The 26,670-nt window shown below is 40.2% G+C and carries 22 protein-coding genes; 13 read left to right on the plus strand and 9 right to left on the minus strand.

The annotated features are described in order from the left end of the window. Positions 1-174 (minus strand): ATP-binding protein, encoded by a 174-nt coding sequence (locus tag ACSAZK_RS09090; RefSeq protein WP_440956983.1) that lies wholly within the window; start codon positions 172-174, stop codon positions 1-3. Positions 175-933: 759 nt separating this feature from the next. Between ACSAZK_RS09090 and ACSAZK_RS09095 the strand changes: the two genes are divergently transcribed. After that, a complete protein-coding gene (locus ACSAZK_RS09095; protein ID WP_440953852.1) occupies positions 934-1,356 on the plus strand; it encodes a hypothetical protein in 423 nt (140 codons plus the stop codon). Positions 1,357-1,492: 136 nt separating this feature from the next. Here the strand turns inward: ACSAZK_RS09095 and ACSAZK_RS09100 are convergent, their stop codons facing one another. Continuing rightward, positions 1,493-2,662: an RNA-guided endonuclease InsQ/TnpB family protein gene (locus tag ACSAZK_RS09100; RefSeq protein WP_440953853.1), complete on the minus strand. Its 1,170-nt coding sequence runs from the start codon at positions 2,660-2,662 to the stop codon at positions 1,493-1,495. 145 nt (positions 2,663-2,807) lie between these two features. Between ACSAZK_RS09100 and ACSAZK_RS09105 the strand changes: the two genes are divergently transcribed. After that, positions 2,808-3,722, plus strand: coding sequence for a hypothetical protein (locus tag ACSAZK_RS09105; protein WP_440953854.1), 915 nt, complete (start codon positions 2,808-2,810; stop codon positions 3,720-3,722). A 309-nt stretch (positions 3,723-4,031) separates the two neighbouring features. On the opposite strand, the gene ACSAZK_RS09110 is transcribed toward ACSAZK_RS09105, so the two are convergent. After that, positions 4,032-4,604: a retron system putative HNH endonuclease gene (locus ACSAZK_RS09110; RefSeq protein ID WP_440953855.1), complete on the minus strand. Its 573-nt coding sequence runs from the start codon at positions 4,602-4,604 to the stop codon at positions 4,032-4,034. After that, on the minus strand, positions 4,601-5,908 hold the full coding sequence (locus ACSAZK_RS09115; protein WP_440953856.1) for an AAA family ATPase: 1,308 nt from the start codon (positions 5,906-5,908) through the stop codon (positions 4,601-4,603). Before ACSAZK_RS09115 ends, ACSAZK_RS09110 begins: the two co-directional genes overlap by 4 nt. Before the next feature lie 1,380 nt (positions 5,909-7,288). Between ACSAZK_RS09115 and ACSAZK_RS09120 the strand changes: the two genes are divergently transcribed. From ACSAZK_RS09120 to ACSAZK_RS09160, 9 genes are all read left to right on the plus strand, one after another. Next, positions 7,289-8,332: a glycosyltransferase family 2 protein gene (locus tag ACSAZK_RS09120; protein WP_440953857.1), complete on the plus strand. Its 1,044-nt coding sequence runs from the start codon at positions 7,289-7,291 to the stop codon at positions 8,330-8,332. Positions 8,333-8,357: 25 nt separating this feature from the next. Next, entirely contained in the window at positions 8,358-9,461 is a 1,104-nt protein-coding gene (locus tag ACSAZK_RS09125; RefSeq protein WP_440953858.1) for a glycosyltransferase family 4 protein, read from the plus strand. A 1-nt stretch (position 9,462) separates the two neighbouring features. Beyond that, the gene (locus ACSAZK_RS09130) at positions 9,463-10,404 is read left to right on the plus strand and encodes an SDR family NAD(P)-dependent oxidoreductase (protein ID WP_440953859.1); all 942 of its coding nucleotides are present in this window, start codon (positions 9,463-9,465) and stop codon (positions 10,402-10,404) included. A 10-nt stretch (positions 10,405-10,414) separates the two neighbouring features. Then, positions 10,415-11,698, plus strand: coding sequence for a phenylacetate--CoA ligase family protein (locus ACSAZK_RS09135; RefSeq protein ID WP_440953860.1), 1,284 nt, complete (start codon positions 10,415-10,417; stop codon positions 11,696-11,698). After that, a complete protein-coding gene (locus ACSAZK_RS09140; RefSeq protein WP_440953861.1) occupies positions 11,695-12,876 on the plus strand; it encodes a CapA family protein in 1,182 nt (393 codons plus the stop codon). The genes ACSAZK_RS09135 and ACSAZK_RS09140 overlap by 4 nt, the downstream gene beginning before the upstream one ends. A gap of 107 nt (positions 12,877-12,983) precedes the next feature. Next, the gene (locus ACSAZK_RS09145; protein WP_440953862.1) at positions 12,984-14,123 is read left to right on the plus strand and encodes a glycosyltransferase family 4 protein; all 1,140 of its coding nucleotides are present in this window, start codon (positions 12,984-12,986) and stop codon (positions 14,121-14,123) included. Between the two features lie 605 nt (positions 14,124-14,728). Continuing rightward, entirely contained in the window at positions 14,729-15,556 is an 828-nt protein-coding gene (locus ACSAZK_RS09150) for a glycosyltransferase family 4 protein (RefSeq protein ID WP_440956984.1), read from the plus strand. A gap of 389 nt (positions 15,557-15,945) precedes the next feature. After that, positions 15,946-17,769 carry a hypothetical protein gene (locus ACSAZK_RS09155; protein ID WP_440953863.1) on the plus strand — a complete coding sequence of 608 codons (1,824 nt, stop codon included), beginning with the start codon at positions 15,946-15,948 and terminating at the stop codon, positions 17,767-17,769. A gap of 84 nt (positions 17,770-17,853) precedes the next feature. Beyond that, positions 17,854-18,924, plus strand: coding sequence for an acyltransferase family protein (locus ACSAZK_RS09160; protein ID WP_440953864.1), 1,071 nt, complete (start codon positions 17,854-17,856; stop codon positions 18,922-18,924). A gap of 559 nt (positions 18,925-19,483) precedes the next feature. On the opposite strand, the gene ACSAZK_RS09165 is transcribed toward ACSAZK_RS09160, so the two are convergent. The 3 genes from ACSAZK_RS09165 to ACSAZK_RS09175 form a co-directional block, all read right to left on the minus strand. Beyond that, a complete protein-coding gene (locus tag ACSAZK_RS09165; RefSeq protein WP_440953865.1) occupies positions 19,484-20,929 on the minus strand; it encodes a flippase in 1,446 nt (481 codons plus the stop codon). Between the two features lie 325 nt (positions 20,930-21,254). Beyond that, positions 21,255-22,190, minus strand: a complete 936-nt coding sequence (locus tag ACSAZK_RS09170) for an SDR family oxidoreductase (RefSeq protein WP_440953866.1) — start codon at positions 22,188-22,190, stop codon at positions 21,255-21,257. A gap of 26 nt (positions 22,191-22,216) precedes the next feature. Then, on the minus strand, positions 22,217-23,887 hold the full coding sequence (locus ACSAZK_RS09175) for a nucleotide sugar dehydrogenase (protein ID WP_440953867.1): 1,671 nt from the start codon (positions 23,885-23,887) through the stop codon (positions 22,217-22,219). A 465-nt stretch (positions 23,888-24,352) separates the two neighbouring features. Between ACSAZK_RS09175 and ACSAZK_RS09180 the strand changes: the two genes are divergently transcribed. Continuing rightward, positions 24,353-24,508, plus strand: a complete 156-nt coding sequence (locus ACSAZK_RS09180; RefSeq protein WP_440953868.1) for a hypothetical protein — start codon at positions 24,353-24,355, stop codon at positions 24,506-24,508. A 206-nt stretch (positions 24,509-24,714) separates the two neighbouring features. On the opposite strand, the gene ACSAZK_RS09185 is transcribed toward ACSAZK_RS09180, so the two are convergent. Both ACSAZK_RS09185 and ACSAZK_RS09190 read right to left on the minus strand, forming a co-directional pair. After that, positions 24,715-25,779, minus strand: coding sequence for a sensor histidine kinase (locus tag ACSAZK_RS09185; RefSeq protein ID WP_440953869.1), 1,065 nt, complete (start codon positions 25,777-25,779; stop codon positions 24,715-24,717). Positions 25,780-25,855: 76 nt separating this feature from the next. Then, positions 25,856-26,011 (minus strand): hypothetical protein, encoded by a 156-nt coding sequence (locus tag ACSAZK_RS09190; RefSeq protein WP_440953870.1) that lies wholly within the window; start codon positions 26,009-26,011, stop codon positions 25,856-25,858. A gap of 203 nt (positions 26,012-26,214) precedes the next feature. Between ACSAZK_RS09190 and ACSAZK_RS09195 the strand changes: the two genes are divergently transcribed. Further along, on the plus strand, positions 26,215-26,526 hold the full coding sequence (locus tag ACSAZK_RS09195) for a ribbon-helix-helix domain-containing protein (protein WP_440953871.1): 312 nt from the start codon (positions 26,215-26,217) through the stop codon (positions 26,524-26,526). Positions 26,527-26,670: the final 144 nt, after the last annotated feature.

The raw sequence follows: 26,670 nt of genomic DNA on the forward strand, positions 1-26,670 counted from the left end.
TTAATTTAAACCACGGAAGATTATATTTTGCCCGGGGGGTGCTCCCCCTGCTTCTTTGAACATGCGGCTAACACCACTGCCCCACTGCTCGATAAGGTTCAGTTCCCGGAAAACACGGGCAATAACGTGGTTACGCACCTTTGATACACCCTGAAGCATATCCTCAACTGTCAGACCGCAGGAATTTAGTGCGGCTTATGCCGGCTTTAGTGCGGCTTATGCGGAATTAATGCGGATTTTGCGGAATTAATGAGGAGTTATTACGGATTGAAAGCAGGGTTTAATGCGGTGAGTAAACCTTCTTTGCTCTCTCATTATCCTGAATGAAAGTCTAAATTGATGCAGATTTTGAGTTATTTTTACCATCTCTTTAATGCCAATTTTACTTTCTATTTGGCTCCTTGTCCATTTTAATTAGGGAAAAGCCGGCCTCCTTCGTCGGCCGTACAAGAAAGACAAAATACTGCTAATACGGTTGTTATGGCTATTAGCTAGCATTTTCCAAAAAAGGATCGCTGTTCGTGTTCGAGTGAGAAAGTTTGATTGACACTCTTGTTGCCTATTTTATTTTCATAATCACAACGTGCGAATTTAACCAATTTCTCGCACTGCTGGTGCGAGTTTTTAAAAGTTCCGTAAAAGGGTAGTCTGAAAGGTGGTCTAAAAAGGTCGGTGAAAAGCCTGTTTGAAACAAACCCGCCTGATACATAACTGTATTTTTATATTTCGCCCGGGGACTGCTCCTTTCGAATTTTTCTCCCTCCACCTAAAGCAAGGAGATATCAGGAATGTGGATGCCCCAAACAACAAAATACTAATAGTCCCATAGTATTAAGAGAATTATCCCTGATGGGTATATTTGCAAAGTGTATGTACCAGCAGCTCTTGAAGTCAGACATAACATAAACATGCCATAATGGTGACTGAGTTAATATGCAAGATGAAGATTACTCCGGCTCTCGAAAGGAATTCATTCTTGAACTGCTCTCAAGACTGGGTAAGATCGAAGGCAGAACCAAGTTGCAAAAGATAGTATTTCTTGGGCAAATGGAGCTTGGGCTCCCGAAACTTTTCGAATTCGACAAATATCATTACGGTCCCTATTCCTGGGAGCTTACCGAAACTATTGAAGATTTGATTTCAACAGGGCAGATCAAGGAAGAAAGAGAGTCCTGCGGGGATTATATCACCTACGTGTACCGTCTCTCGGATTTTGGGTTAACTGTGATGGAAAAGCCAGACCGGTACATCTCCGAGGAGAAAATAGAAACGCTTAAAAAACTTTCTGAACTTCCCAGGAGCACAATAATTGAGTACGTCTACAGGAAGTACCTCCCCGAAAGACTTGCTGCATAACGGTTTCCCCCTAATCATCAAACCTCTTGATTATGTGGAATCCGAAGAGATTAAAAAACTTATATTTGCTTGTCAACTACCCCTCCCTGTCTCCTTCGGAGCCGAGGAAGGGGCTTGAATGTCCCTGATTATTCTCTCAGATCATTTCATTCGTATGGGTGGTTGACAAGCACCCCTGGGACTCCACGCTATACCTGAAATCCCTTGTTCTATGCTCAATGTTTCTAGCGGCGTTAAGGTCGGCATTCATCTCGAAACCGCAGGCTCCGCACCGGAACCTCAACCCTTTCCTGTTATTTTTAGAAATATGGTTGCACCGGGAACATGTCTGGGAAGTGTATTCCGGATTAACGTATTCTACAAGAATCCCTGCCTGCTTCGCTTTATACTCAATGAAGGTTTGCAGTTGTCGAAACGCCCAACTGCTGTGAGTATATCGCTGTTTTTTCCGGACCCTGTACTGAGTCCTATCCCGAATTCCGGTCAAGTCTTCTAAACCAATAACAGAAACATTGTTTTCAAGCGCAAATTCAACAATTGTTTTAGAGATGCAGTGGTTAACATCTTTCATTAGACGTTTCTCTTTACCGGAAAGCCGCTTCATAACACGTTTTGCCGATAAAGTTCCCTTAGACTGTAACCTTGCTCTCATTTTCTTGTACGTGTTCCGGAGGTTCTTGATTTCTCCACCTGCAAAAAACTTGCTTTTCCTGTCAGTGGTAGAGGCAACCGCAAGGTAATTTATCCCAACATCAATCCCCATAAGCGTAGAAGCTTCGGTAATTTTCACGTCAGGAATTTCCTGGGAAACCGTGAGATGGAAATAATACTCACCATCATCATGCCTTACAACCTTCGAGGCTCCGAATTTCCAGGGTTTTTCGAAATACTGTTTGGCATAAGCATAGTTCTGAATTTTGTAAGGTTTTCGCCCGGAACTGAACGTTGTTATGCTTACCGAATTTTCGGTTATGGTATAGTCCCGCTTATAGGAAAGGGTCATGGAGGAAGGCGAATAAGTCACCTGTTGCCACCTGCTCTTTCCGATTTTGATTAACTCTAAAATGGTTTTGTAAGTTCCGCCAACCTGTCTTGGGATGTTGCAACTTACCTGGGATTTCAGCCCGATATTTTCCCTGAGATGGGAATAGACCATAGGTTGCAGTTTTCTTGCGGCAATGGTTTTACCGTGCCTGAAAACAACCCCGGAAACGTAGTTCATGCCTTTTGCATATTTTTGCATGGTTTCCACTAAGTCATGATCCGGGTTCAGGATTTTTAGCTGAATGGTTTTTGTGGATTCCATACATATCTAAATTTCACCATAAATATTTCAGATTATCGTGTGAATAATGTTAGTCTGTTACAGATGACGCATTCATCCCCTACCTGTCGGCCTACGGCCTCCGAGGAAGGGGACTCCTGCTGCGGAGGTTGAAGACGACCGGACATTGAGGAACTTTTTCATAAAGCAGACTTTTTCAGGGCTTTCTTCAGGAGACGGATCCAGAGAAAAGGAAAGCATAAGATACCAGTACTTTTTTGATTTTATCCGGGAATCTCGCTTGCTTCCAAAAGCGATGCCAGGCAAATCCAGTTCGAAATACTACTCTTACCTTTCCAGCCTCTCAAGCATGGCAGATCAGGTCTTTTCGAAAACGATAAACCGGTCACTTGCTCATGTTTGTGAGAAAGCTGAAGAAATCGGGCTTATATCCCCGGACATTTTCATCGACTCCGTAAGCCATAAGGGCAGAGTTTTCGATAAAGTCACCATTGCGAGAGATGAAAAAGATTCCGATGGTAAGGATTCAGAAGACTTTCCTCTCCATGTTCCCGAAAAATTCTGCTTCTACAGAATTTCGGAATCCCTTTATGAAATCTGGATTAAGCCGGAAAATACTGGCCTTTTTCTGGAAGTCTGGATTTACCATGTACTGAAAGAACATTTCAAAACAAGGAAAGACATTGAAGTTTTCCATAGTGTACAGGTGTATAACAGGGGAACAAAGAAACAGCCCGAAACCCTTGAAGCTTTAATTGAGAGCGAAACTTCAGAGCCCGAGATTTCGGTGATAACCGAACTTGATGTCCTTATAACTAAAAACAGTACGCCTATTTGTGTTATCGAATGCAAAAACAGTCAAGCGGATATGTATGATGTCCTTAAGCTCTACGGAGTAACCCGATTGTTAGAAATAGAGAGCGGCATTCTGGTGACGAATAACTTCCACCGCTCAAAAAATGTAACTGATTTTGAGAATTTACATATCATTTCTGATGTTATAAATAACCTGGATTTCCCTGCAAATATTATAGAAATTGTGTCAGAAATAGCAGGCTATCCGGTTGAGAATGAAATTTAAAGGCAAACCTTAACCTTCCGAATCCCGATAAATTCGAGTTTTGACCCACTTATAACTTCATTTTTATATTTCGCCCGGGGCTGCTCGTTTCACTTCCCCATAAACCTTTCAAAACTCACTCCTCTCAAAAAACCGGAAATCATCGTCTCCCCGGATCAATCTCAAAAACATGCTCCGGCCTGAACCCCCCTCTCATCATTCAGAACAACCCACCTCTATAAAACTGAAAATCAGAAGGTTAACAATTCATTGGGCTGCTAATGACCCAAATAGGAAATCGATAGTTGTCCGGAATTCTCCAAACCGTCCTTAAGGGTCTTTTTTGAGGTAGCCGGTTACAAACTGGGAAAAATCATGTTCGTTCAGTTTTTCATCCAGAAATGGCTCGATTGCTTTTTCTCGAAGAGCTTTCAATTTTGGAATATTCAGACCAAGTTTTTCAATTGTTGTTCGTGCTGCATTGTCAGATTTATCGGCAGGCCTGATATGGCCGTCTGCAGTATAGGCAAAATGTTCTTCACAATTTGGATCAAGGGGTGAAATAAGAAGCCGGGCATCAAACCAATTGCCTTTCAAGTTTCCACAATGTCGTGGTTCTCCCTGCTTCAGTTGGTTCTGGCAGGAACAGAGCATGTTGGAGTAATCCAGAGGATCAACTTCAGGGTCGCTCTGGGGCTTGAAATGCTCGATGTGGGAATCGTCATCCTCGAGCCGCCTTTCACAGTAACAGCAAATGTAACCCTGCTCTTCCATGAGGGCATTTTTTACAGCCCTTTTTTCATCACGGCTCAGGTTTTCATAATCGGGATGCCAGTCCGGATTAGCCAGTGCCTTCCAGTCGGAAAATTCCTGAGGTTCCCGGTTTTTGATAATATGCTTCATTTACCGATCAGCTCTTTTCGTTTTATGAGTACCTCAGCCTTAACCAGTTCAGGGTCAGATCCTATTTTTTCTTTTAGCATTGAAATCAGGTTTTTTGCTTCTTTCAATTTACCTGAATTGATTTTCTCGAAAATAATTCCAAGTTCCGACTCAACTTCGTTTGGCCTTGTTGTTTCCAGGCCCATAAGATCTTCAAGTACCCTGTCCACGGTTTTTCCATAAGACTCGCTCGGTTTTTCGGCCTCAATGCCGGAGTCCGTTTGCTTGAGAAGGAATAAATTCTCATGCTGCACATGAGTGATAACGTTCGGGGAATGGGTAGATATGATAAACTGGCAGTTAGGGAAAACATCCAGTAATTGAGGTATGACCATTCGCTGCCATTTAGGATGCAGATGCAGGTCGATTTCATCTATAAGGACGATTCCCGAACCCTCCAGCGGGTTTGCTGAGACGGGGTTTAAAATTGCCAACCGCCTTGCAAGGTCTCCGATCAATGCGATTAAGCACTTTTCCCCATCAGAAAGTTGATTCACGGTGAAAGGTTTGCCATTTTTCTCAACCTCCATGCGTAAAGGCTGCCTGCGAACGGTAAGGTTAGAAAATTCCGGCAAGAACTTAGTTAATGCAGTTCGGACGGCTTCAAGTTGAGGGTCAAGAAGCTGGTGGTCTTCCGTTTTAGCGTGAGCATCTTCCTTCAACATCCACTGCCTAGTTTGCCTCATAATTTCATTTTCAAGGTCTTCTCTCTCCCGGAACCACTCGAAAAAAGTCCTGAAATCCGCTCCACTGGTCAAAGCCCCTTCATAGGCCGTGAGCAGGCCAAAACTGTGTTTCCCACGTATCCGTAATGGAATATCCAGCACAGCACGGTTCACGGGGTAATAGTCGAATATGGGAAGGTTGACTTTTTCCGAAGTTTCGGATATCCTGTATTGAATTTCTTTTGTATATTCATTCAGTTCCTGCAGCTTGCTTTTACCTTCAGGAGCTGCATAGCCCTTTCTGACTTTAAAAAGTTCCCACTCAATGATCCTGCCTTCAGCTTCACAGGAGATCTCAATGGATGAAGCAGACTTGCCATTCGCAATATCACTTTCAACGATTGGCCTACCTGATGCCCCTGCACGGTTAATTCTGCTAACCGCCCATGAAAGCATGATAGCTATTGCATCCAGGACTGTTGATTTTCCAGAGCCATTGACACCAACAAAAACATTAAGTCGCGGGTTTAACTCCAGGGAAAGGTCTTGAACACCCCGGTAATTTTTCAGACTCACTTTTTTAACCTTCATAGCGACCATCGTTCCTGTATATTGGGCTTTTTAGAGTTCAAGTGTTTATTATGGCTCCGTTCCAATTAAAGATTGTATACCTATGTCTTTCGTCCTATAAAAATAAAATGACTTAAAGAGTTGGAGGGGTCTATCCGCAAGCTCCTACATTTTAACCGGCTTCCTATTTACTTACATCTGGAAAAGACCGACCGACTTCGCAGCCTTACAGGAACGACCAAATACGGCCAATAAGGTTGTTATGGCTATTAGTGAACTGATGCATAACTTCATTATTATATTTCTCCCGGTGCCTGCCCCCCTCCCTCCCCCATAAACCTCTTTCAAAACTCACCCCTCCCAAAAAAACCGCAAATCACCCTCTCCTCCCCTAATCAATCTCAAAAACATGCCTCCGGCCCAAACCCCCTCTCATCATTCAGAACAACCCTTCCCTTATAGAACTGAAAATCAGGAAAAACGACAAAACAAACCACTACCCCCAATTTCAAAAAATACGCAGGAATCAGGCGCCTGTCCGGGTATTTCCGAAACCTGCTTGCCGGAAAAGCGGTTTTGTGCCAGCCGGGATCCAGCCCACCTCTCCCCCCGGGAAAGTTTTCCCCTTAGAAAAAATATAGCCTCGGACGTAACTATTTACACTTAATTTAAACCACGGAAGACACGGAAAGCACGGAAGGCCTGTACCCCTGTGTCCTTTATTCCGTGTTTTCCGTGGTTAAACTTTCACCTGAGCCCGGTGAAGGAATCTGGGTATTTGACTATAATTTCTTCCGTCCCTTCACCCTTCCCCTCCTTATTTCCTTTCTATTCTTTCCTTCGTCCTACTCTTTCGTTCTTTCGTTCCCTTTCATGATGCTTTCTGCGCTCCTGCTTTTCTACCTCAACCCTTCCGATTGCCTCTTTGCTTTCCTTCCCTTTTTTCCTTTCAATCCGACCTCCCCCGGGGGGGCGGGCAACTCCCCTCTTCCAGCCCGAGCCGCATCAAAGCTTCCGGGCCTGTCCGGAAAGAACTCCCATACTGCGGGAAGTTTTTTAGAGGGGGAATGAAATTATTTTGTGCCCTCCTGATTGCCATTTTCTCCCAAAAATTATTTTTTATAGAATTGCGATTATATATTGTTTAGTGTGAATAAATATGACACTAAACTACAATTAGTTAGATCATATAACTTTATACACATTTCTTTAACGGCTTGCCCAATACTGTTATAATTTTGAATATATTTTTTATATGAGTTGACATCAATAAATTTAAATACTGCACAACAGTATGCTTTCACAGAAACACGTTGCTAAGTCTCATCGTATAATCATGATCTGATTAAAATGATTCAAAATAAGGATATTTACCTGGTTATAATTTTGGAAAAGGGGGATGCACTTTAAATGGAAAAAAGCAGTATTTCTTGTGAAAGTTTTCAAGCGAGTGCGCAGAGTTCCGGCCTGACAGCCCAGGCGAGCCCCTACCTCGGCACCCCCATCCTGATCCCTGAAGAAGCCGCTGAGATACCGGTCCCGGTTGAACCGGTCTTCCAGCCCCCCCAGAACATAACCGTAATCCTCCCTGCCTATAACGAGGAAGTTGCCATAGGGAGCATCGTCCTTCTTACCAGGCAGTACGCCGACACCGTGATCGTGGTCGACGACGGAAGTTCCGACCGAACCGCCATGCTCGCTGAAAAAGCCGGAGCCGAAGTAATAGTCCACAAAATAAACACCGGGAAAGGAGGAGCCCTCAAGACCGGTTTCAAAGCCGCCTCCGACCTTGGCGCAGACGTAATCGTAACCATGGACTCCGACGGCCAGCACAACCCCTCGGACATCCCTGACCTTGCAGCCCCAATCCTCGCAAACGCCGCCGAAATGGTAATCGGCAGCCGCTACCTCTCCGGCCACGCCACAGACACCCCCGCCTACCGCCGCGTAGGCCAGACCGTCCTCGACAAAGCCACAACCATGAACTCCGGCGTAGAAGTAACCGATTCCCAGAGCGGTTTCCGCGCCTTTGCCGCCTCCACAGTAAACATCTTCCGCTTCCGCGCAGACGGCATGGCAATCGAAAGCGAAATGCTCGCCGATGCCGGAAAAGCCGGCTTAAGGATAAAAGAAGTGGATATAGGGGTCAGGTATGACGTGGACTGCTCAACTGAGCATCCGTTAAGGCACGGCTTAGGGGTCCTGGTTAAGATCCTGAAGGATATGGAATTTAACAGGCCGCTTTATTATTTCACTTACCCCGGGATTGTTATGGGGGGACTCGGAGCTTATATGGGGCTTAATTTCCTGCGGGTCTTTTATTTTGGCGGGAGTTTGTATTTCGGGCCTACGATGCTTATGATTCTGCTTACTATTGTAGGGACGTTTATGGCGTTTACGGGGATTATGCTGCATTCGATGTCAAGATTGATTCGAGAAGCAACGCATACTTGAATATTTTAAAACGGGGATTTTGTTCTTGAAAATATTAAGAGTTGCACCGGATTTATATCCTAATGTAGTTGGAGGACTTGGCATCCATGTCCATGAAATGTCCAGGGAACAGACTAAATTAGGGCACGATGTAACTGTTTATACTGCTACAGAGGGTTCGGAATCCACATATGAAACTGCTGATGGTTATAATGTTCGCAGTTTCAAACCTTTTGTAAAAATTCTCGGTAATTCCATCATGCCTAATCTGTTTTTTGATCTGGTGAAAAAACAGTCCAATTATGATATTATTCACGCTCATTCTCACCTTTATTTTTCAACCAATTTATGTGCAGTTGCAAGACAGCTGAGTTCATCTCCCCTTGTTATCACAAATCATGGCTTGAATTCCCAGACCGCACCGAAGTGGTTCCAGGACATTTATACTGCAACAGGTGCAAGGCTAACATTTGCAGCCGCAGATAAAATCATCTGTTACACTGAAACGGAAAAAAAGGAACTCGTTGACCTGGGGATAAAGTTCGGGAAGATCGAAGTAATCCACAATGGCATCAATACCGATCTATTTGTTCCTGCCAGTGAGCCATGCTACAATAAAAAGCGCCTGCTCTGGATTGGCAGGTATGCTAAGGGAAAAGGTGTTGATTATCTGGTCGATGCGTTCAGGATTTTGAAAGAAAAGTATCCCGACGTATCCCTTACCATGGTCGGCAGAGGTCCTGATAAAGATCGTATCGTCCAAAAAATACATGCTCTGGACCTTGCTGGAAGCATTATACTGAAGGATTTTGTTCCGAATTCCGAGATTGTAGACCTATACCAGAATTCAAGCATTTTTGTGCTTCCAAGCCTTGAAGAAGGTGTGCCAAGGACAATTTTGGAAGCAATGTCATGCGGCATTCCTGTCGTTTGTTCCAGGCTGCCACAGCTTGTCGACATCGTCAATGGGGGCGGATTCCTCGTCCCGGTGAAAGACTCTCAAACGCTGGCAGACAGAATTTTAGAGGTGTTTTCTGATCCCGCTCTAGCAGAAAAATTAGGGGAAAATGGAAGAAAAAAGGTTGTTGAGAACTTTTCCTGGAAAGACACCGTAAAAGAAACAATAAGACTGTATGAAGGGTTGGTTTAAAATGTCTAAAATAGTTATTACAGGCGGTGCCGGTTTTATCGGGTCACATATTGCAGAAAACCTTGCAAAAGACGGCCATGAAATTGTTATTGTCGATAATCTTGATCCTTATTATTCTGTTGACCTTAAAAAAAGAAACCTGGATATAGTTCTTGAAAGCGGAGATGCAACTTTCATTAATGCCGATGTCACAGATCTCGATAAAATGAAAGAGATCATTGACAGCACTGTTGATTATGTTTACCATGAAGCTGCCCAGGCAGGAGTCCGGATTTCAGTTGAAGATCCATTCAAGCCTAATGATATAAACGTGCTGGGTACTTTAAATGTGCTTAAAGCATCTCTGGACGCTGATGTTAAAAAAGTAATCAATGCTTCCTCATCATCTGTTTATGGTAAAGTAAAGTACCTTCCATTTGATGAACAGCATCCAACAGAACCTGTTTCCCCCTATGGCGTAAGTAAACTTGCTGCAGAGCAGTACTGCAGGGTTTTCTATGAGGTGTATGGATTACCTACGACATCTCTGCGTTATTTTACGGTTTATGGGCCGAGGATGAGGCCTGACCTTGCGATTTCTATCTTTACTCGAAAAATGCTTGTAAATGAGCCAATTACTGTTTTTGGAGATGGGGAACAGACTAGAGATTTCACTTATATAGAAGATGTTGTGGAAGCAAACAAAAGATTACTTGATAACAGGGCTACTGATGGCAAGATTTTGAACATTGGAAGTGGGAATCGGATCAGTGTAAATGATTTGATTGAAAATTTAAGAATTATTACCGATTCAAAATCCGAAGTCAAATATGCTGATACACAGAAGGGTGATGCTGAAAATACACTTTCAGATGTGAAATTAGCTTGTGACCTTATCGGATATAAACCGAAAGTTGAGATCCACAAAGGTCTGGAAAAATATGTGACGTGGGTTAAGAATTGAGGTATTATTCATGAGCTCATTGAACAAGTTAAGACTCCTTCATCAGGCCCAAAAGAATCAGTGGCTTAAGCCTTCAGAACTTGAGGAGTTGCAGACTAAAAAACTCCGTTCAATAGTTAAACATGCTTATGAAAATACTGAATTTTATCATAAAAAATTCAAAGCTGCAGGAATTCATCCAGACGATATCCGGACATTAAATGATTTATCCAAGATTCCTTTTACAACCAAAGAAGAACTTAGACAACAAACACTTGAATCAAGGGTATCAAGAGGTCTCGATCTAAGTCAGTGTCATGTTACTGAAACAAGTGGTTCAACCGGGATCCCTTTAAAAATTGTGTATGATGAAGCAGCCGATGATTTTAGTAAAGCTATTAATTTACGTTCTCATACCGAAAATGGATTAAAATTGCGAAGCAGATGGGCAGTTTTTGGAGATCCTCATCACTATCAAAAACCACGCTGGTTCCAAAAATTGAGAATTTTTAATCCAATTCAAATATCTGTATTTGAACCAATTGAAAAACAGATCGATACGTTATCAAAATTTAAACCAGAAGTACTTGATGGGTATACCTCTTCAATAAGACTATTAGCGGAAGCTGTTGAAAAAAACGATATTAAAGATATAAATCCTAAAGTGGTATTTGGCACATCTGAACTTTTAGACCCAGATACAAGAAAATATATAAATTCCGTTTTTGATGTTGAAATGATCGATCATTTTGGCTGTGTAGAACTAAACAGGACTGCATGGGAATGTGGTGAACATGCCGGATATCATATCGATGTAGATGCTGTGGTAATGGAGTTCATCTCTGATGGTGAGGCTGCTGATCCTGGTGAACGTGGAGAGATTGTCTATACCGGATTGTATAACTACGCCATGCCCCTCATCCGATATAGCATCGAGGATGTCGGGGTGCCGAGTGATGAGGTGTGCCCGTGCGGACGCGGTCTCCCTCTAATGAAACTCATTGAGGGGCGGTCAGACTCATTCATGCAGATCCCTGATGGAAGAATTTTTTCGCCAATCATCTGGACCCTCATTATGCGGCAGATCCCAGGCGTTGGTCAGTTCAAAGCAATTCAGGAAAGGAAGGATCTCATCAGGGTCTTGGTTGTCAGGGACCAGGCGTTCACCGAGGCTGCCGCCGGGCAGATTGTGCATGATGTACAGGAGGTCATGGGCGAGGGGATACATGTGGATGTTGAGGTTGTTGAGGAGATCCAGAAGGAACCCTCAGGGAAGGTCAGGTGTGCTGTGTCGAAAGTAGGTAGAGCGATATGAAAAAGAATGATGATTATGTCACCTTAACCGCGGTGGGTGATATTATGCTTGGTTGGGGTGTAGAAGAGAGAATTAAAAGCGGGTCTGGTGGATATCCGTTTGAGTCGGTCGCATCGATTTTGCAGAGTTCGGATGTCACTTTTGGCAATCTCGAAGCCCCCCTGACCACCGAGTCAGAAAAAGCAGTCTGGGATTACACGAAGATTCTTGATAAACCTGTGATTATTGATGGGAAAGCCTATGGCAGCTCGATATATTGCAAGGCTGACCCCGTTGCCGCCGAGAGGTTGTCTCATGCTGGTTTCAATATCCTTTCCTTAGCAAATAATCACATTATGGACTATGGTGAGGAGGGTCTGAATGAGACTCTTGATGCATTAACAAAGTATAATATCAAAACAATTGGAGCAGGGAGAGATCTATCTGATGCCCGAAAACCTGCTGTATTTAGAATCAATGGAGTTAATGTTGGCATCCTCGCGTACTGTGATACATATATTGCAGGGAGAAGAAGAGCTGGTGTGGCTCCGACCAAATATATCGAACAGGATATCCAGAGTTTGAAAAAAGATGCCGATTTCATTGTTGTATCAATTCACCAGGGTATGGATATATCGGAGTATCCCTTAAAGTCAGAAATTGAGCGGATGCATCAGATCATTGATTGGGGTGCCAATATTATTCTTCGGCATCATCCTCACGTGGTACAGGGTGTGGAAGAATACAATGGTGGAATTATTCTATACTCTTTAGGTAACTTCGTTTTTGATTATATGATAGATCCTCTGTGGAAAGACTTGGATAAGGCTAAACGCGCTCTGATCTTCCAGTGCCGTTTCACCAAAAATAAAGTCCTTGGTTACGATATTGTACCTATAGGCCTCGACAAGTCTTTCCAACCTGTTATTCTCCAAAACTCTGAAAAAAGGAAGTATGATGCATACCTAAGCGATATATCTTCAAATCTTCCAGATGTCCAAAGTAATGAGGGGGGTTCACATCTGGAAAGAAATTATCTAAAAATAAATGTTATTTTGGCCTATCATGTTATGTTATCTTCTATTAAAAAGGGACAATTTAGAAATATCTTTCTTATAATAGATAAGATTTCGATCTCGGATTTTAAGCTACTTGTAAAATGGATGGTAAATAGAATCTTCCTACGATTTTCAAACTGATATGGGTCTCAGGAGCCCTCAAGAATGGTCAGGTGCGTTATGCCGAAAAGTGGTTTGACGCCGAAAAAGGTGAACTTCACCAAAAAAAGTCAAGGATCCAATGCTCTATGAAAATTGCAGTACTTATTAATACACTATATAGCGGTCGTGGCATGGATTATGTTGCCGAACAGCAAGCAAGAGAACTTATAACTAGTGGACACGATGTCACCGTTTTCACCTTTGATGATGATGATCATTGTTCAGGGGAAATCCATATTCAGCGATTAGGATGGCCCAAAAATCCACTTATTAATTACTCGTATCGCTTATTATTCCCACTTGACATATTCAAAATTAAAAAATATTTGCGTTGTTTACAAACATATGATTTAATTATCGCTCACTTTTACCCTATGACATATTTAGCATACAGATCAAAGAAGGAAAACCCTAATCTCTATTACATATATTACAATCATGGGATTGTAAATAGTTCATTCCAATCCCCTTCTCATCATATATATGCAAAGTTACTCAGTTTTTTAAGCTCTGTATCAATTTCAAATGTGGATGCTGTTATCTCTATTAGTCACTTCATCAAAAAACAATTATCTCTAAAAAGTGCCATGAAGCAAGTTATCTATAACAAGGTTGATCCTGAGAGGTTTGCATATCAATGCACAGACATTGATAGTCATTTGTTATCCCTCATGGACAAATGGGAAATTGCTCCAAAATTCTTGTACGTTGGCACCCTTTCTCAAGGAAAAGGGATAGAACTTTTAATCAAAGCATTTAGGAGAGTTACTGATACTTATCCCAACGCAAAATTACTATTGGTTGGTACGCCAACACATGGTTTTTCTTTGTCCAATTATATCCCTAATAATGATTTGAATGACTCTATATACCATTTGGGTCCCTTGGATAGCCATACGTTAGGATATATGTACCAAACATGTGATGTCTGCGTCTCAGCTTCGACATGGGAGAGTTTTAATCTTCCTCTTGTTGAGGCACAGTTACTTGGAAAACCTGTTGTAGCATATAATACTGGAGCACACGGAGAAGTTGTAAAAGATCAGGAGACAGGAGTTCTGGTTGAATCATTTGATACAGATAAATTTGCGGAGGCAATGATTCAGGTCTACAAAATGAGAGAAATTATGGGAAGAAACGCAAAAATATGGGCATACCAATTCTCAACCCAGAATTTGGATGCGTTGAAGATCTCAAAAGTAATTGAGGCTTGGTACAAACCATGAAAATCATAAATCACTGCACGACATCTAATACTTATTCATTGGTCATCGGTTAAGGGTTTTGTTTACTCTAAATTGACTACTCTTATCCGAGCTGCATATTGATTTGTATATTAAAGGTTGACGGAAATTACTACAATAATAGCACGTTTGTAATGATTCGTATCTTAACCGAAGACGAATGAATACTGATTGTATAATTTCGATTAATCAGTGTCTTCAAAAACGGGTGAGGAAGTATAGAGGACAAATATTGCCCAAAATAATTCTATAAATCCTGAAAGTAACTGCATATCATCGATTTTTAATATATGGGGTGAATTATGAGTTTGAGAATCGGTTTGATACTTATTAATTGGACACAAGCGAGCGTTCAGCCAAACATGAGTTTAAAGAACATCTGGAAGCGTTTATTTGGAGATGCTCCTATAATATTTGTTTATGGGTCTAATCTAAATATTAAGCCTGAAGACAAGTTTGATACCTCTGAAATAATATTTAATAATAATTCAGGAGTCTTCAATCGATGCATGAATTATGCTTTAACTCAATTAAGGATTGTAAAACATATTTTCCACAATAGGGATACTGATACTTGGATCTTTTTCATGGGAGAAACCTCAATACTTCCTATTATTGCGCTGAAAATTCTTCGAAAGAAAGCAATTCTTCTTTTAGCAGGATCTATCCCAAATGGTTTAATACAAAAAAAGGACCCATTGAAAAATTTGAATGTCTTATTGGCAAGGTATGGTTACTTTCTTTCGGACTATATTATCCTATACTCGCGAGGTCTGATCGAGAAGTGGTGTTTGCAAGATCATGCACATAAAATCCTCATTGCCCATCGGCACTTTCTTGATTTTGAATCCTTCACCGCCACCGCACCCCTCCCTAGACGCCCTCCCCTCATAGGTTACATCGGCCGACTAAGTAGAGAGAAGGGTGTCCGTAACTTCGTTCAGGCCCTACATACCATTCTCAGTGACGGACAGAACCTCGACGTGCTTATCGGCGGGAACGGCCCATTGAAGGAATCGATCAAGACTTCCCTGCAGGAAGAGGGACTCACCGCCCGTGTCGATCTCCCGGGCTGGATCTCCCACGACGACCTTCCCAGATACCTTAACCAGCTTCGTCTCCTCGTCCTTCCCTCCTACACCGAAGGGCTCCCGAACATCATGCTTGAGGCAATGGCATGCGGGACCCCGGTGCTCGCTACACCGGTTGGGGCGATCCCGGATGTTATAATAGACGGCAAGACAGGATTTATTATGGGGGATAATTCCCCGGAGTGCATTGCGGAGAACGTGATCCGGGCGCTGAATTCACCGGATCTAGAGCAGATTGCAGATAACGGGAGGCGGTTTGTGGAAGATAATTTTACGTTCGAACGCGTAGTTGAAAGGTGGAAGGAAGTGCTTGAAGAAATCTAACTTGTATCACATGAATAGGGCTCAAATAAATGATTGCTTTCAGCTTACTTTGATCGATTAACAAACATCTTTCCGTGTTTGATAATTCAATCCTCGAAGATTGAACGATTCGGAATGACCATAACTGGTTTTATACGATATTTGCCATTGACGCGACACTAGATTCCGCATTTATAGGCGCATTAGTGTCTCTTGGTGTAATTATGCGCCTAAGCTTAAGCACAGATGGAATTGGTTCAAATTTCAAAACTGCAATTATCTGGCATTATATCTTTGCGATATTTGCATATGCGCTTAAAATTTGGGGATCAAGGCTATAAAAGAATGTATAAATACGGAGCAAAACAACGGATAGTGAGGAAAAAACGCAGACTTATCGAGGAGTAATTATGATTCGAGACTACACTAAAATTGATATTTGTACATTTCAGAAATATATTTCAATATTAATCTTCCTATTATTTTCTGTAAACTCATTTATACTTCTAATGACTCCTCCTGAATGTGGATATGAACCCTCAATTTACGGAGCATATCCTTTGATTTTTTGGATTATTATGGTAACATGTATTATTTTGAGTGTACTCAATATTGTATTGTCTATAAGTTCTAATTCAAAACATTGGAAATATGGTCTGTTGTCAGTTTTCTTATGCTATAGCTTTCTGCTTTTTCTTCCAGTGATACGGGGTTACGAGTTTTTTGGTACTGTAAGTTATGATTTTTTTTCACATTTTGCTTCCATATATAAGATTATGGACTTGGGCTACCTACCCGACAGTTTGTTTTATCCTATATGTCATATATTGGCCGTAGTTTTATGTTATGCAGGTTTGCCAATCAAGCTGAGTGCTAGCCTCATCGCCATCATTTTCTTATTCCTCTATATCTTATTTTTATACCTTTTGGGGAAAGTTTTTTTTAAAAATAATTCAACTTCTCTTTTTTTACTAGCGTTCAGCCTTCCTCTTTTATTTTCATTTTTACATTATGCTTTTATTCCTTTCTTTTTTGCCTTATCATCAATTCCACATTTTCTATACTGTTTCCATAAAAAGGACTCGGGAAGTAAAGTGTCATTTGCTGTGTTGACTCTTATCTTGTCTTTATTTATTGTTTTTACTCATCCATTAATTACATTATTTTTGCTTGTCTTTTTATCTTTGTATCATGCTTTATTTTTTATTAAACAAAAATATCAATTTATAACTTTTGATCATAAATCTATTTTTTTATCAGGGATAAGTAATATGGTACTAATAATTATAACTTCATTTTTAGCATGGTATCTTAATTTCCGTAACATTCTAAACATGTTTTCAAAAGTAGTTGATGCTTTGTTTGATCAAGGGCAAGACACAATTCTAAATTCTCAAGTAGATATGCTTCAATCTAGCAATGCAGGTATATTGGAAATTATAGAAATATTTATAAAAACATATGGTACAGTTTTTATTTATTTATTTATAGCTTCTTGCTGCTTTATTTTTATTCTTAATAAATTAAGATCAAAATCCGTAGAAGAGTTAGAAATCTTTTATGGCTTTCAATTCGTGGTATCCATATTTATAGGTCTTTCCATGATTTTAGGGTATTTTGTTGTGTTTGAGCCAATAAGAACTTTCAGTTTTGCAATAACAATGTCAACGATATTATGTGGTATTGTTTTTGCTAAACTTTATGAAACTATAACTCTTAAGAACGGAAAAAAATGGATCAGTCTTTTTGTAGTCATAATTGTTTGTTCATCGAGTGTCATAGGGATTTTAAACTTATATGAGAGTCCTTGGAAAAACCAGGCTAGTCCAGATATGAATGCAATGATGATAAATGGGTTGAATTGGTTTCTAAGCAATCATAATGAATCTGTTCCTTTAGTAAGTGATTTCAAATCTCCTTATAAGTATGAAAGGTATTATTCACAATTTTATGATAATCGAGGGCATGGTAATTTAAAACATACTCTTATGGATGATACTATTGTTCCATCCCATTTTGGCTACGATATAAACAATACCTTATTCAAATCACTTGGTTATAATACAAAATATATGATGATACATGAATACATGATACAAAAATCTAAATATGTTATTGAGAGTCAACAGTTCAAATACCCAATTTTCTTGGAAAGTGACTTTGCGATGTTAAACAATGATTCCACAGTCAATAAACTCTATATGAATGGAGAAGTTGAAATTTGGAATGTGTAATTACGTAGCTTAATTCATTTGTATGTTATAATGGCTTTGGGATACCTCTGAGATCCAAATAAGTAAATTTGGTAGGAAATTCGCATGAAAAATGAGAAAATATTAGAACTTGACATACTAAAAACCTTTGCAATAGTTTTCATTGTATTATGCCATATGGATAACTACGTCGTGAACTTTAGTGTTTTTGGTTTAATTGATTCTTATCTCGCTTTAGCTGGATTAAGTTTATTTTTCTTTGTATCAGGTTTTGCAATGTATCATAATAACCATGCAATTTACACAAAAAGAGATATCTTTAGATTTTATCAAAAAAGGATATATAGAATTTATCCTTTATATTGGATGGCGCTTATTGTACATGTAGTTGTTTTTGAACTATTGAAAATAAATCCTGGAAACACTTCCCCTTACAATATAGATTTTATCAACTTTTTTGTTCATATGATCGGTTTTCAGGTTTTTTTCCCTTCATATCATATTCAGTCAATGTGGTTTATTGGTACGATTTTGTTATGTTATTTTCTGTACCCGGTTATTATCTATTATTCAAAGAACTCTTGTTCAATTTTGATAACAGCTATTTTTTTGATTATTCCATTTGCAGTACTTAAATTATGTTGTAACTTGATGACAACTGATTTTTTTGTTTATTACAGCATTTTTATTTGGGGAGTTTTATCAAGAAAAATTAATTTATTTGATACACTATGGAATAATAAACAGATGTTTTTAGAGGCTGGGTTTCTTACATCTATATTTCTTTATGTATTTTGTAATCTAAAATTAATATGCTCTAATGACACATGGATCATCTCATTTGTATTACAAAATACGTTTCAATTACTTTTTCCCATTGTTAGTTATATGTTTGTCAAATCTTTATCATTCCTACAAGATGAACGGATTATTTCTCCATTTTCTTCAATTGCTTACGCCTCTTATTCAGTATATTTATTTCATCACCCGTTTTTATCCACATTAAAAATGATTTTAACTTCCTTGTCTATAACCGGTTTATTTGCAGATTTCTCTCTATTTTTTATTGGGTTGCCAATCTTATGTCTATTGGGATACACTATAACTCTAGGTTACTCCAAAATCAATGCACATATTCCAAAATATTGGCTCTGTAGAAATTCTCAATTTAAGTAAAATAAGCTTATAATTTTGTAACTATACCTTGAGTTGTTACGTTTTATGAAACTAGGATAGGAATTGCGGGAGTTCCCGCTAAAAAAACGCACATGAAATTCCCGAATTACAGGCACAAAAAATGAAAGTACTCGGGGAAACTTTCATGCCAAATAAATGATAAAGGCTCAGAATCTTTTATAATCAAATTGCGGGCGACCACCCCACCTTAAAAGGGGGGTATGCTTCGGGCCGCCCGCCCGGTTTCTTGGGAAGTGTTTAGTATCATTTAACAAACTTTCCTTAATGTAGAGTAGTAATTCGAACTCCTGTAATCATGATACCGAGAAACCTCAAATTAAAAAGGAGTAAGGGATTTCGATCTAAAGGGGCACAAAAAAACGTGCGAGGGTTCACTTCATCCCCAACTTGAAAGTCGGGGTATTCGTGACCCTGTGCGCTCCCGTAGTAATAAAAGCAACGGAATTATTAGAAAGTGAGCAAACTTAATCTCAAAACGTGGGGAATTTTAAACCGGCTGAAATAGAGAACGTAAACCGCCGTTGACATATGTGTCGGATTATGATATCATGGGCCAAGGAAGGTTCATTTTCTTAGTAACATCCTTTAAATCATCACAAATTTTTGTGTCGAATTTGAGTATTAAATAAATGTATATGATAGCTCCAAATGCAATGGGTATTAATATCAGCCATACTGTCGTTAATGGTATTAAAAATTTGTAAACTGACACAAAAATTGACATAATAAACGTTGCCTTTAATATATTAAGCAGGCTTTTTACCTCTATTTTGATATCTATAATTGTAGAAAGTATTCTCTTGGCGAGAAAAGCATTCATCCCTAAGGTAACAAGAGTTGAAATAGCTGCTCCTTCAATTCCAATCAGTGGTATCATGAAACTGTTGAGAACAATATTGGTAATGGATGCAACAGCGGTCACTTTGAATGATTCTTTTTGTCTGTCCATAGCTCCAAGGTACATCGTAAAGAAATATTGGAATATATTGACTAGCTGAGCACACAATAATATTACTAATGCGATGTATCCTGATGTAAATTCATTACCATATAAAAAGTACAGCATCCTTTCACCCAGCAAGATTCCACCTGCAATTATGGGTAATGCCATGAGAAGGGAAAAGGTGAGTGCACTTGCAAGGACTTTTTCTATGGATGTTATATCTCCTACTTTGCCCCAGTGACTGATCTTTGGCCAAAGAGTTGTGCTAATTACTGTAGCAAGAAGTGTTGTAAAGGTGGCTAACTGAAAAGATACCTTATAAATTCCTACACTTGACTCGCTAAGGAAATAGCCAATCATAATCGCGTCTGCATAAGTATAAAGAACAACTCCTGTAGAAGTCAGGAACAGCCAAAAAGAGAATGCAGTCAGACTTTTCACATGTTTCCACTCAAACCTGACAATGTGCAGGTCTAAGAATTTGAATTGAATTATGGCTGCAACTGCAAAGCCTAATATAAACCCTCCTACAAGTCCAGCCATCTCGTATCCCAAAAAGACTGAAGCCACCTGAATAATCATACGTGATATATTATTGGTAAGTTCTCCTACAGCATATATTCCCATTTTTCCACGGCCAGCAATTCCTTTGGACATGAGGCAGTAGAATAATGCAACAAATTGTGCTAATATAAGCCAATCAAAAAGTTGTCTATTTATGTAATCTGTGATGTAAAGTTTGAATCCGATTAACAAGACAATTATCAAAATGGTGACGGATGTTCGAAGAACAATAAAAGCAGAATAGTACTCGTCTTGTTCTTCTGCTTCGCTGATACGTTTAATGGCTGCACGACCAAAACCACCATCACCAATCATGTCAATTATGCTGAAATATGAAATAAATAAAAAATAAGTACCCAATACAGCAGGTCCTAAAACATGTGCAAAGTACATTGTGCTTAATAAACTGAAGAGAGTGTATACTATTCTGCTGATGAAAGAGACAATGCTCTGGCGTTTTAATTCACTAATAGACATAATGTTTGTAAAAATATTTTTTATGACCATGGCTCTGAATAAATGATCGTTTTTTTAACAGCTTTCAAACACACTTGTAGAACTCCAAAATCGCTTATTTGTTTTCTTTTTCTTACGTTGAGTTCAAAATTCATTGGAAATTTACTATAAAATAAATGTATTTTAATGAGGAATCATATAAAAGACATTGTAATACATATTGTAGGTACTATCTTTTATATATTCGAGCATATGTAGATCCATTTTCAGTAAAACTAACATCAGTTGGAATGCCAATTTATCTTATTCTTATGATCAGATTGCATAGGATTTATCATTGAATCTTTCATGCACATTCATTTTCAAACCATTTTATTACTTCAGCAAGTTCTTCCTTGAAATTATTTTCTGGGCTGTATCCAAAAGTTTTTGCTCTTGATATGTCCGCCAAAGAATGTTTAATATCCCCTGACCTTGGATCTCCATATATAGGTTTAATGTTTTTCCCAAGAATTTCATTTATATAGTCAACTAACTGGTTAATAGTTATCCTTCTTTCACAAGCAATGTTGAAAATCCCAGTTGAATCAGATTCACAGGAAAGTATGTTGGCATCAACAACATTTTTTACAAAAGAAAAATCCCTGCTCTGTTCCCCATCTCCAAAAATCACAGGACTCTCATCATTCAAAATCGCAGTAATAAATTTCGGAATCACAGCAGAATACTGGGAAGTCGGGTCCTGCCTCGGGCCAAATACATTAAAATATCTCAAACAAACTGTTGGAAGCCCGTAGAGTTCTTCAAAAACTCTGCAGTACATTTCGCCGGTGGCTTTTGTGATCGCATAAGGGGATTGAGGATTTACCGGCATATCTTCTCTTTTGGGAAGAGTTGGAGTGTCGCCGTAGACTGAAGAAGAGGACGAAAATATGACTTTCTTGATTCCTGCGTCTTTTGCTGCAATCAGGACGTTCAGAGTGCCTGTTACGTTTGCTTCGTTGGAGCTGTAGGGGTCTTTTACGCTTCTCGGGACGCTTGGGATGGCTCCGAGGTGGAAAACGTAGTCTTTTCCCTGGAATATTTCGGTCAGATTCAGGTCTACTATGCTGTCTTTGATCAGGGTGAGGTTTTTGTGGTCTAACAGGTGTTTGATGTTTTCCATCTTGCCGGTGGCTTCGTTGTCAATTACAGTTACTTCGTTATCTTCAAGCAACCTTTCAGTAAGATGGGAGCCGATAAAGCCCATTCCGCCGGTTACTATTACTTTTTTATTTTGCAAATAATCCCCTCTGTAAAATTGTAAAATTATGAAAGTTTTTGGAGTTTGCTTTTCTGCACTTCTTTTTTAATCCTCTGGATGTGGCCCCTTCCGAGGGCTTTGACTTCACAGCCAAGTTCGAAGTATCGTCGTATTTTTTCGTCGGACAATATTCCGAAGCAGTCGACTACTGCGATAGGTCCGCCTGCCATCTCTACGATAGCTTCCGGTTCAAGGTTAAGGTATTCATTATGCGGAACTGCGAGGACCAGGGCTTCTATATCTTTAATAGCTGTTGAAAAGTCATTTTCGATTTTTAACTCCGTTAAATTGTCCTGGTTCCTGAAGAAGCGCTTCCAGGACTGCCCGGATGCAGGGTATGTGTCCTGGCTTTCCATCTCGTACCAGTGGTCCACGTAAGGGTCATGGACACGCATTTCAGCGCCCATTTCGGTCAGTTTCCTGACGACAATTTCGCTTCCGCTGTATCTGGTGTCGCCTACATCCTGCCGGTAGCTTGCTCCGCAGATCAGGACATCGGCTCCTGCGATGTAGCGGTCCATGTTCCGGAGGGCGTCCCTTGTAAGTTCGGCTACGTGCAGAGCTCTTGTATCGTTGGTGTCAATGGATGTGGGAGTGATCTTGAATACGTTATCTCCGTCTTCAAAGCCCAGGATGTGTTTGTAAGCCCAGTAACCCAGTCCTCCGTCTTTTGGAAGACAGTAACCTCCGATTCCGGGTCCTGGGAAGATGATATTGCTGTGGGTTGGGCGCATTTTTATGGCATTTATCACTTTTATAATGTCCACACCGTTTCTTTCAGAGAAGATACTCCATTCGTTGAGGAATGCGAGTATTGTTGCACGGTATGAATTTTCAATAATTTTTGAGGTTTCGGATTCTATCGGCCTGTCCATTACCGTCAGGGGATAGTCTTTGGTGTTGATTACTTCGTGGAGGAATTTTTCAACCTTTAATTTTGCTTCGTCAGTGCAGCCGGCACAGACTCTCCAGAAATCGCGTACACTTGCAACGTAGTCTTTTCCAGGCATGACTCGTTCATAGCTGTGTGCAAGCAGGGGGGTTGAATCAATTCCGCGCTTGTAAAAAGCTTTTTTCAGAAGAGGAAGGGCAACGAATTCGGTGGTTCCGGGAGCAACGGTCGTTTCGATCAGGACAAGGCACTCCGGACAGATGTTTTCTCCGATTGTTTTCATGGAAGCTTCAAGGGCAGCCATGTCGGTCTCACCGGTCCTGACGTTTCCAAGTTCACACTTTACATAATCGCACTGGATGTCCACCACAACAACGTCAGCCAGTTTCAGGCATTCGTTGTTATATGTTGCAGTCAGGGTCTTTGTTTCCAGAATGCAGCGTTCTATGATCTCGTCCACTTCTTTGTCTTCCGACTTTACGGGGGACAGGCCTTTGTTTAAAACAGGTATTTTCCAGTAGCTTCTGGTGCTTGGCCTCTGGCAGCCGATGACAAATTTGCTGTAGTTTCCATTTTCGTCTTTTGTGTCTGCAATAATTGCAGCCATCACGGCTCCTACAAATCCCACTCCCATTACGACAACAATTTCTTTTCCTTCTTCCCGGGCCTGATTTACAAGGGCTTCAATTCTTTTGAATTCCCCTTCATATTCTTCAGGCTTTGGAAGTGGAAATTTTTCCCCTTCCGGACTAACTGATAAACTATAATTATTCTGGACGGACATGGTTTTTCTCCAAAAAAGCAATCTTCATTTTAATTATCCAGCTATCATTACAGAGTGTTTAATATTCAATTCCCTGTTTTTCACATTCCCGGATAATCGGGCTCATTTTTATTATCTCTGGCCTTGTGCCGAGGATGATCGCGATTTTCATGAGTCCCACTTAATTTATTAATAAAGATGAGTAATACAAATATCCAAATTTTTAGTATGATACACTTTATAATTATTTAAGTGATTTGGTTAATCCGGATAGCCCTCCTTTAAAGTTTCGATCCGTAAAAAGGTATTCTTTCAGGGGAAATGGCTTGGTGCGGTTTGGCTGCGGTTGCCCGGGAAGTTCCTGGAGGAGCCCGCCAACAAGCTAAAAATAAAAATAAAGTTTTGGGGAATTTTTTTATATGGTAAAGAAGTAACAAACACCCATAGTTTTTTGTTTTTTAAAGTATACTTCTGGGTGATGTGTACATGGATCATGTAAGGAAAATTTGCCCCGTTTGCGGCAGGGAGTTCTTTGTTCTGGAAAGTGTGGAAGAAAAGGCGGTTTACTGCACTCTTGAGTGCCTGGCAAGGGGCCAGGGAGATCCGGGGGTTCGGGACGAGTTTTTGGTTGCCGGACAGTAAGTTTCGCGGGGGAATCTGCGGTTTGCAGGGGAGAGCTTGGAGTGGAGCTGGTAAAGGTTGTTCCGGGGAAGTGTTCGCAGGGGCCCGCTGACCGGCTAAAAATAAAAAATGAGTTTTGAAAATTGATGGGTGCTCGGGTTTTCGAATCGAAGTGTATAAATTTAAAACTCGACACTTTATTGCACGTAACGGGAATTATTCTATTTTCAAATTTCCTTGAATTGAATTTCGAACTCTGTCCCATTGCCCCTTTTAATCTCTATACGGCCTCCTATCTGGTCCACAAGGGTGCTTACGAGTTGAAGCCCAAAGGAGTCCGTGTTTTCAAAGTTTATTCTTTCGGGAAGTCCCTGGCCATCATCTCCTATGATAAGTAGGAATGAAGAACCCTTCTTGTTCCTACAGTCCTTTTTTGTCCCCGGATTTCCGGGGATTTTATGGTTTTTTTCGTAATTTTCCACTCTATGGAAGTTTATGTGGACCTCTCCTTCTTTTTCATCGGGAAAGGCATGCTTAAGGGCATTTGAAATCAGTTCATTTACAATAATTCCTAGAGGGATTGCGGTGTTCATTCCAAGATGGGCCTGTTCAAGGTCGAGCGTCAGTTTGATCCTGTCATTCCCCAGGCTGTATGAACTGAAGAGTTCTGCGGTGAGTTTATGAAGATAGCCTGCAAAGTCAAGCTTGTCTATTGCATCTTTTTTGTAGAGCTCTTCATGAATCAGGGCCATCGAAGTTATGCGGTTCTGGCTTTCCCTGAAAGCTTCAAGTATCTTTTCATCATTGAATTTTTCAGCTTCCAGGCTGAGAAGGGCCGAGATTACCTGCAGGTTATTTTTAATCCTGTGGTGAATTTCTTTCATGCGGGCTTCTTCAATTTTTTTAAGGGCAATTTCCAGCGCTTTTCGTTTCGTGATGTCCCGAATAAAACCCTGTGCAAGTTTCTGCATTCCGGAATCTGCCGGAAGGATCTGGATTATTTGCCTGACCCATCTTACTTCCTTGTTTTTTCTCCTAATCCTGTACTCCATTTCGGTAAAACTATCCGGCTCGGAGAGCATTTTTTGTATGTTTTCAAAAACCAGAGGCAGGTCTTCCGGCAATATCAGTTCCTTCCACTTTACTTTCCCGTTCAGAAATTCTTTCTTGCCGTAGCCTGTAATATCTTCTACGGCCCCGTCTATGAATGTTGGTGCAAAGTTCTCGTTAATCCGAAAGCCTACAAGCCCATCGATATTTTGCACGAGTGAATAATAATCTTCTTTCCTCACATGAAACGCCTCCCCTGCGACTTCAATCCCGGTTTCACCTATTTCTGCCGGGAATTTTTCAAAGATACCATAGCCATTAATCGGAAATTCCCCTTTCTTTTTTAATTTCTCTGATACCACGACTTAATGCAGCCCTGTGTGCCTCACTGTAATGCTGGAAAAAACCCTCTTTTACAAAATTGGTAAGATCGGCTTCATCCACTTCAGCAATATACAGGCTTTTCTTTGGCATAGCAATCCCCTCCATTGTGCATTTATTATCACCTAATTATCTGATAATATGCTTCTTTGTTAAGATAATTATCTTAATAAATTAAATAGCTTTCCATTTTAGAGCATAATTATCATATTATATACTCAAATAATCTGCTAATTAGACTCATTATGTATATATGCCCAGATGCGCATATAATTAACAACTTTGGTGAGCCCCCCATGGACATTCAGTATAAAAAAGAAAAAATCAGTGCGACAGTAAGTCCGTATATAAAAAAACAGGTGGACGAACTGGTTAAAAATAAAGAATTTAGTAGCGTTTCAGATCTGGTAAGTACTGCCTTAACGGAATTTTTAGTAAAGTACAACCAGAAAACTCATCCATGCAATCAAAAATCAGTTCAAGAAATGAAAGAAACCCCCGACACTCTTCCAGAATTAATCCGAATTATTATGGAAAATGAAGAAGGCAGAAAAATTGTAGAAGACATGTTTAAAAAAATGAAGTCTGGAAATTCAGAAAAATATTAATTTTCTCAAAAAATCTTTTCCTGCCGAATTATCAGTAATTTACTATCAGATTTTGGAATCGATAAAACGGTAAATCCCACCCCGGAATTTCTACCCTCAAAGAAGCATTCCTAACGGGGATGGGTACGGCTCTTTTCGTCTAAA

Source organism: Methanosarcina sediminis, assembly GCF_052056915.1.
In the GTDB taxonomy this organism is placed as follows: domain Archaea; phylum Halobacteriota; class Methanosarcinia; order Methanosarcinales; family Methanosarcinaceae; genus MTP4.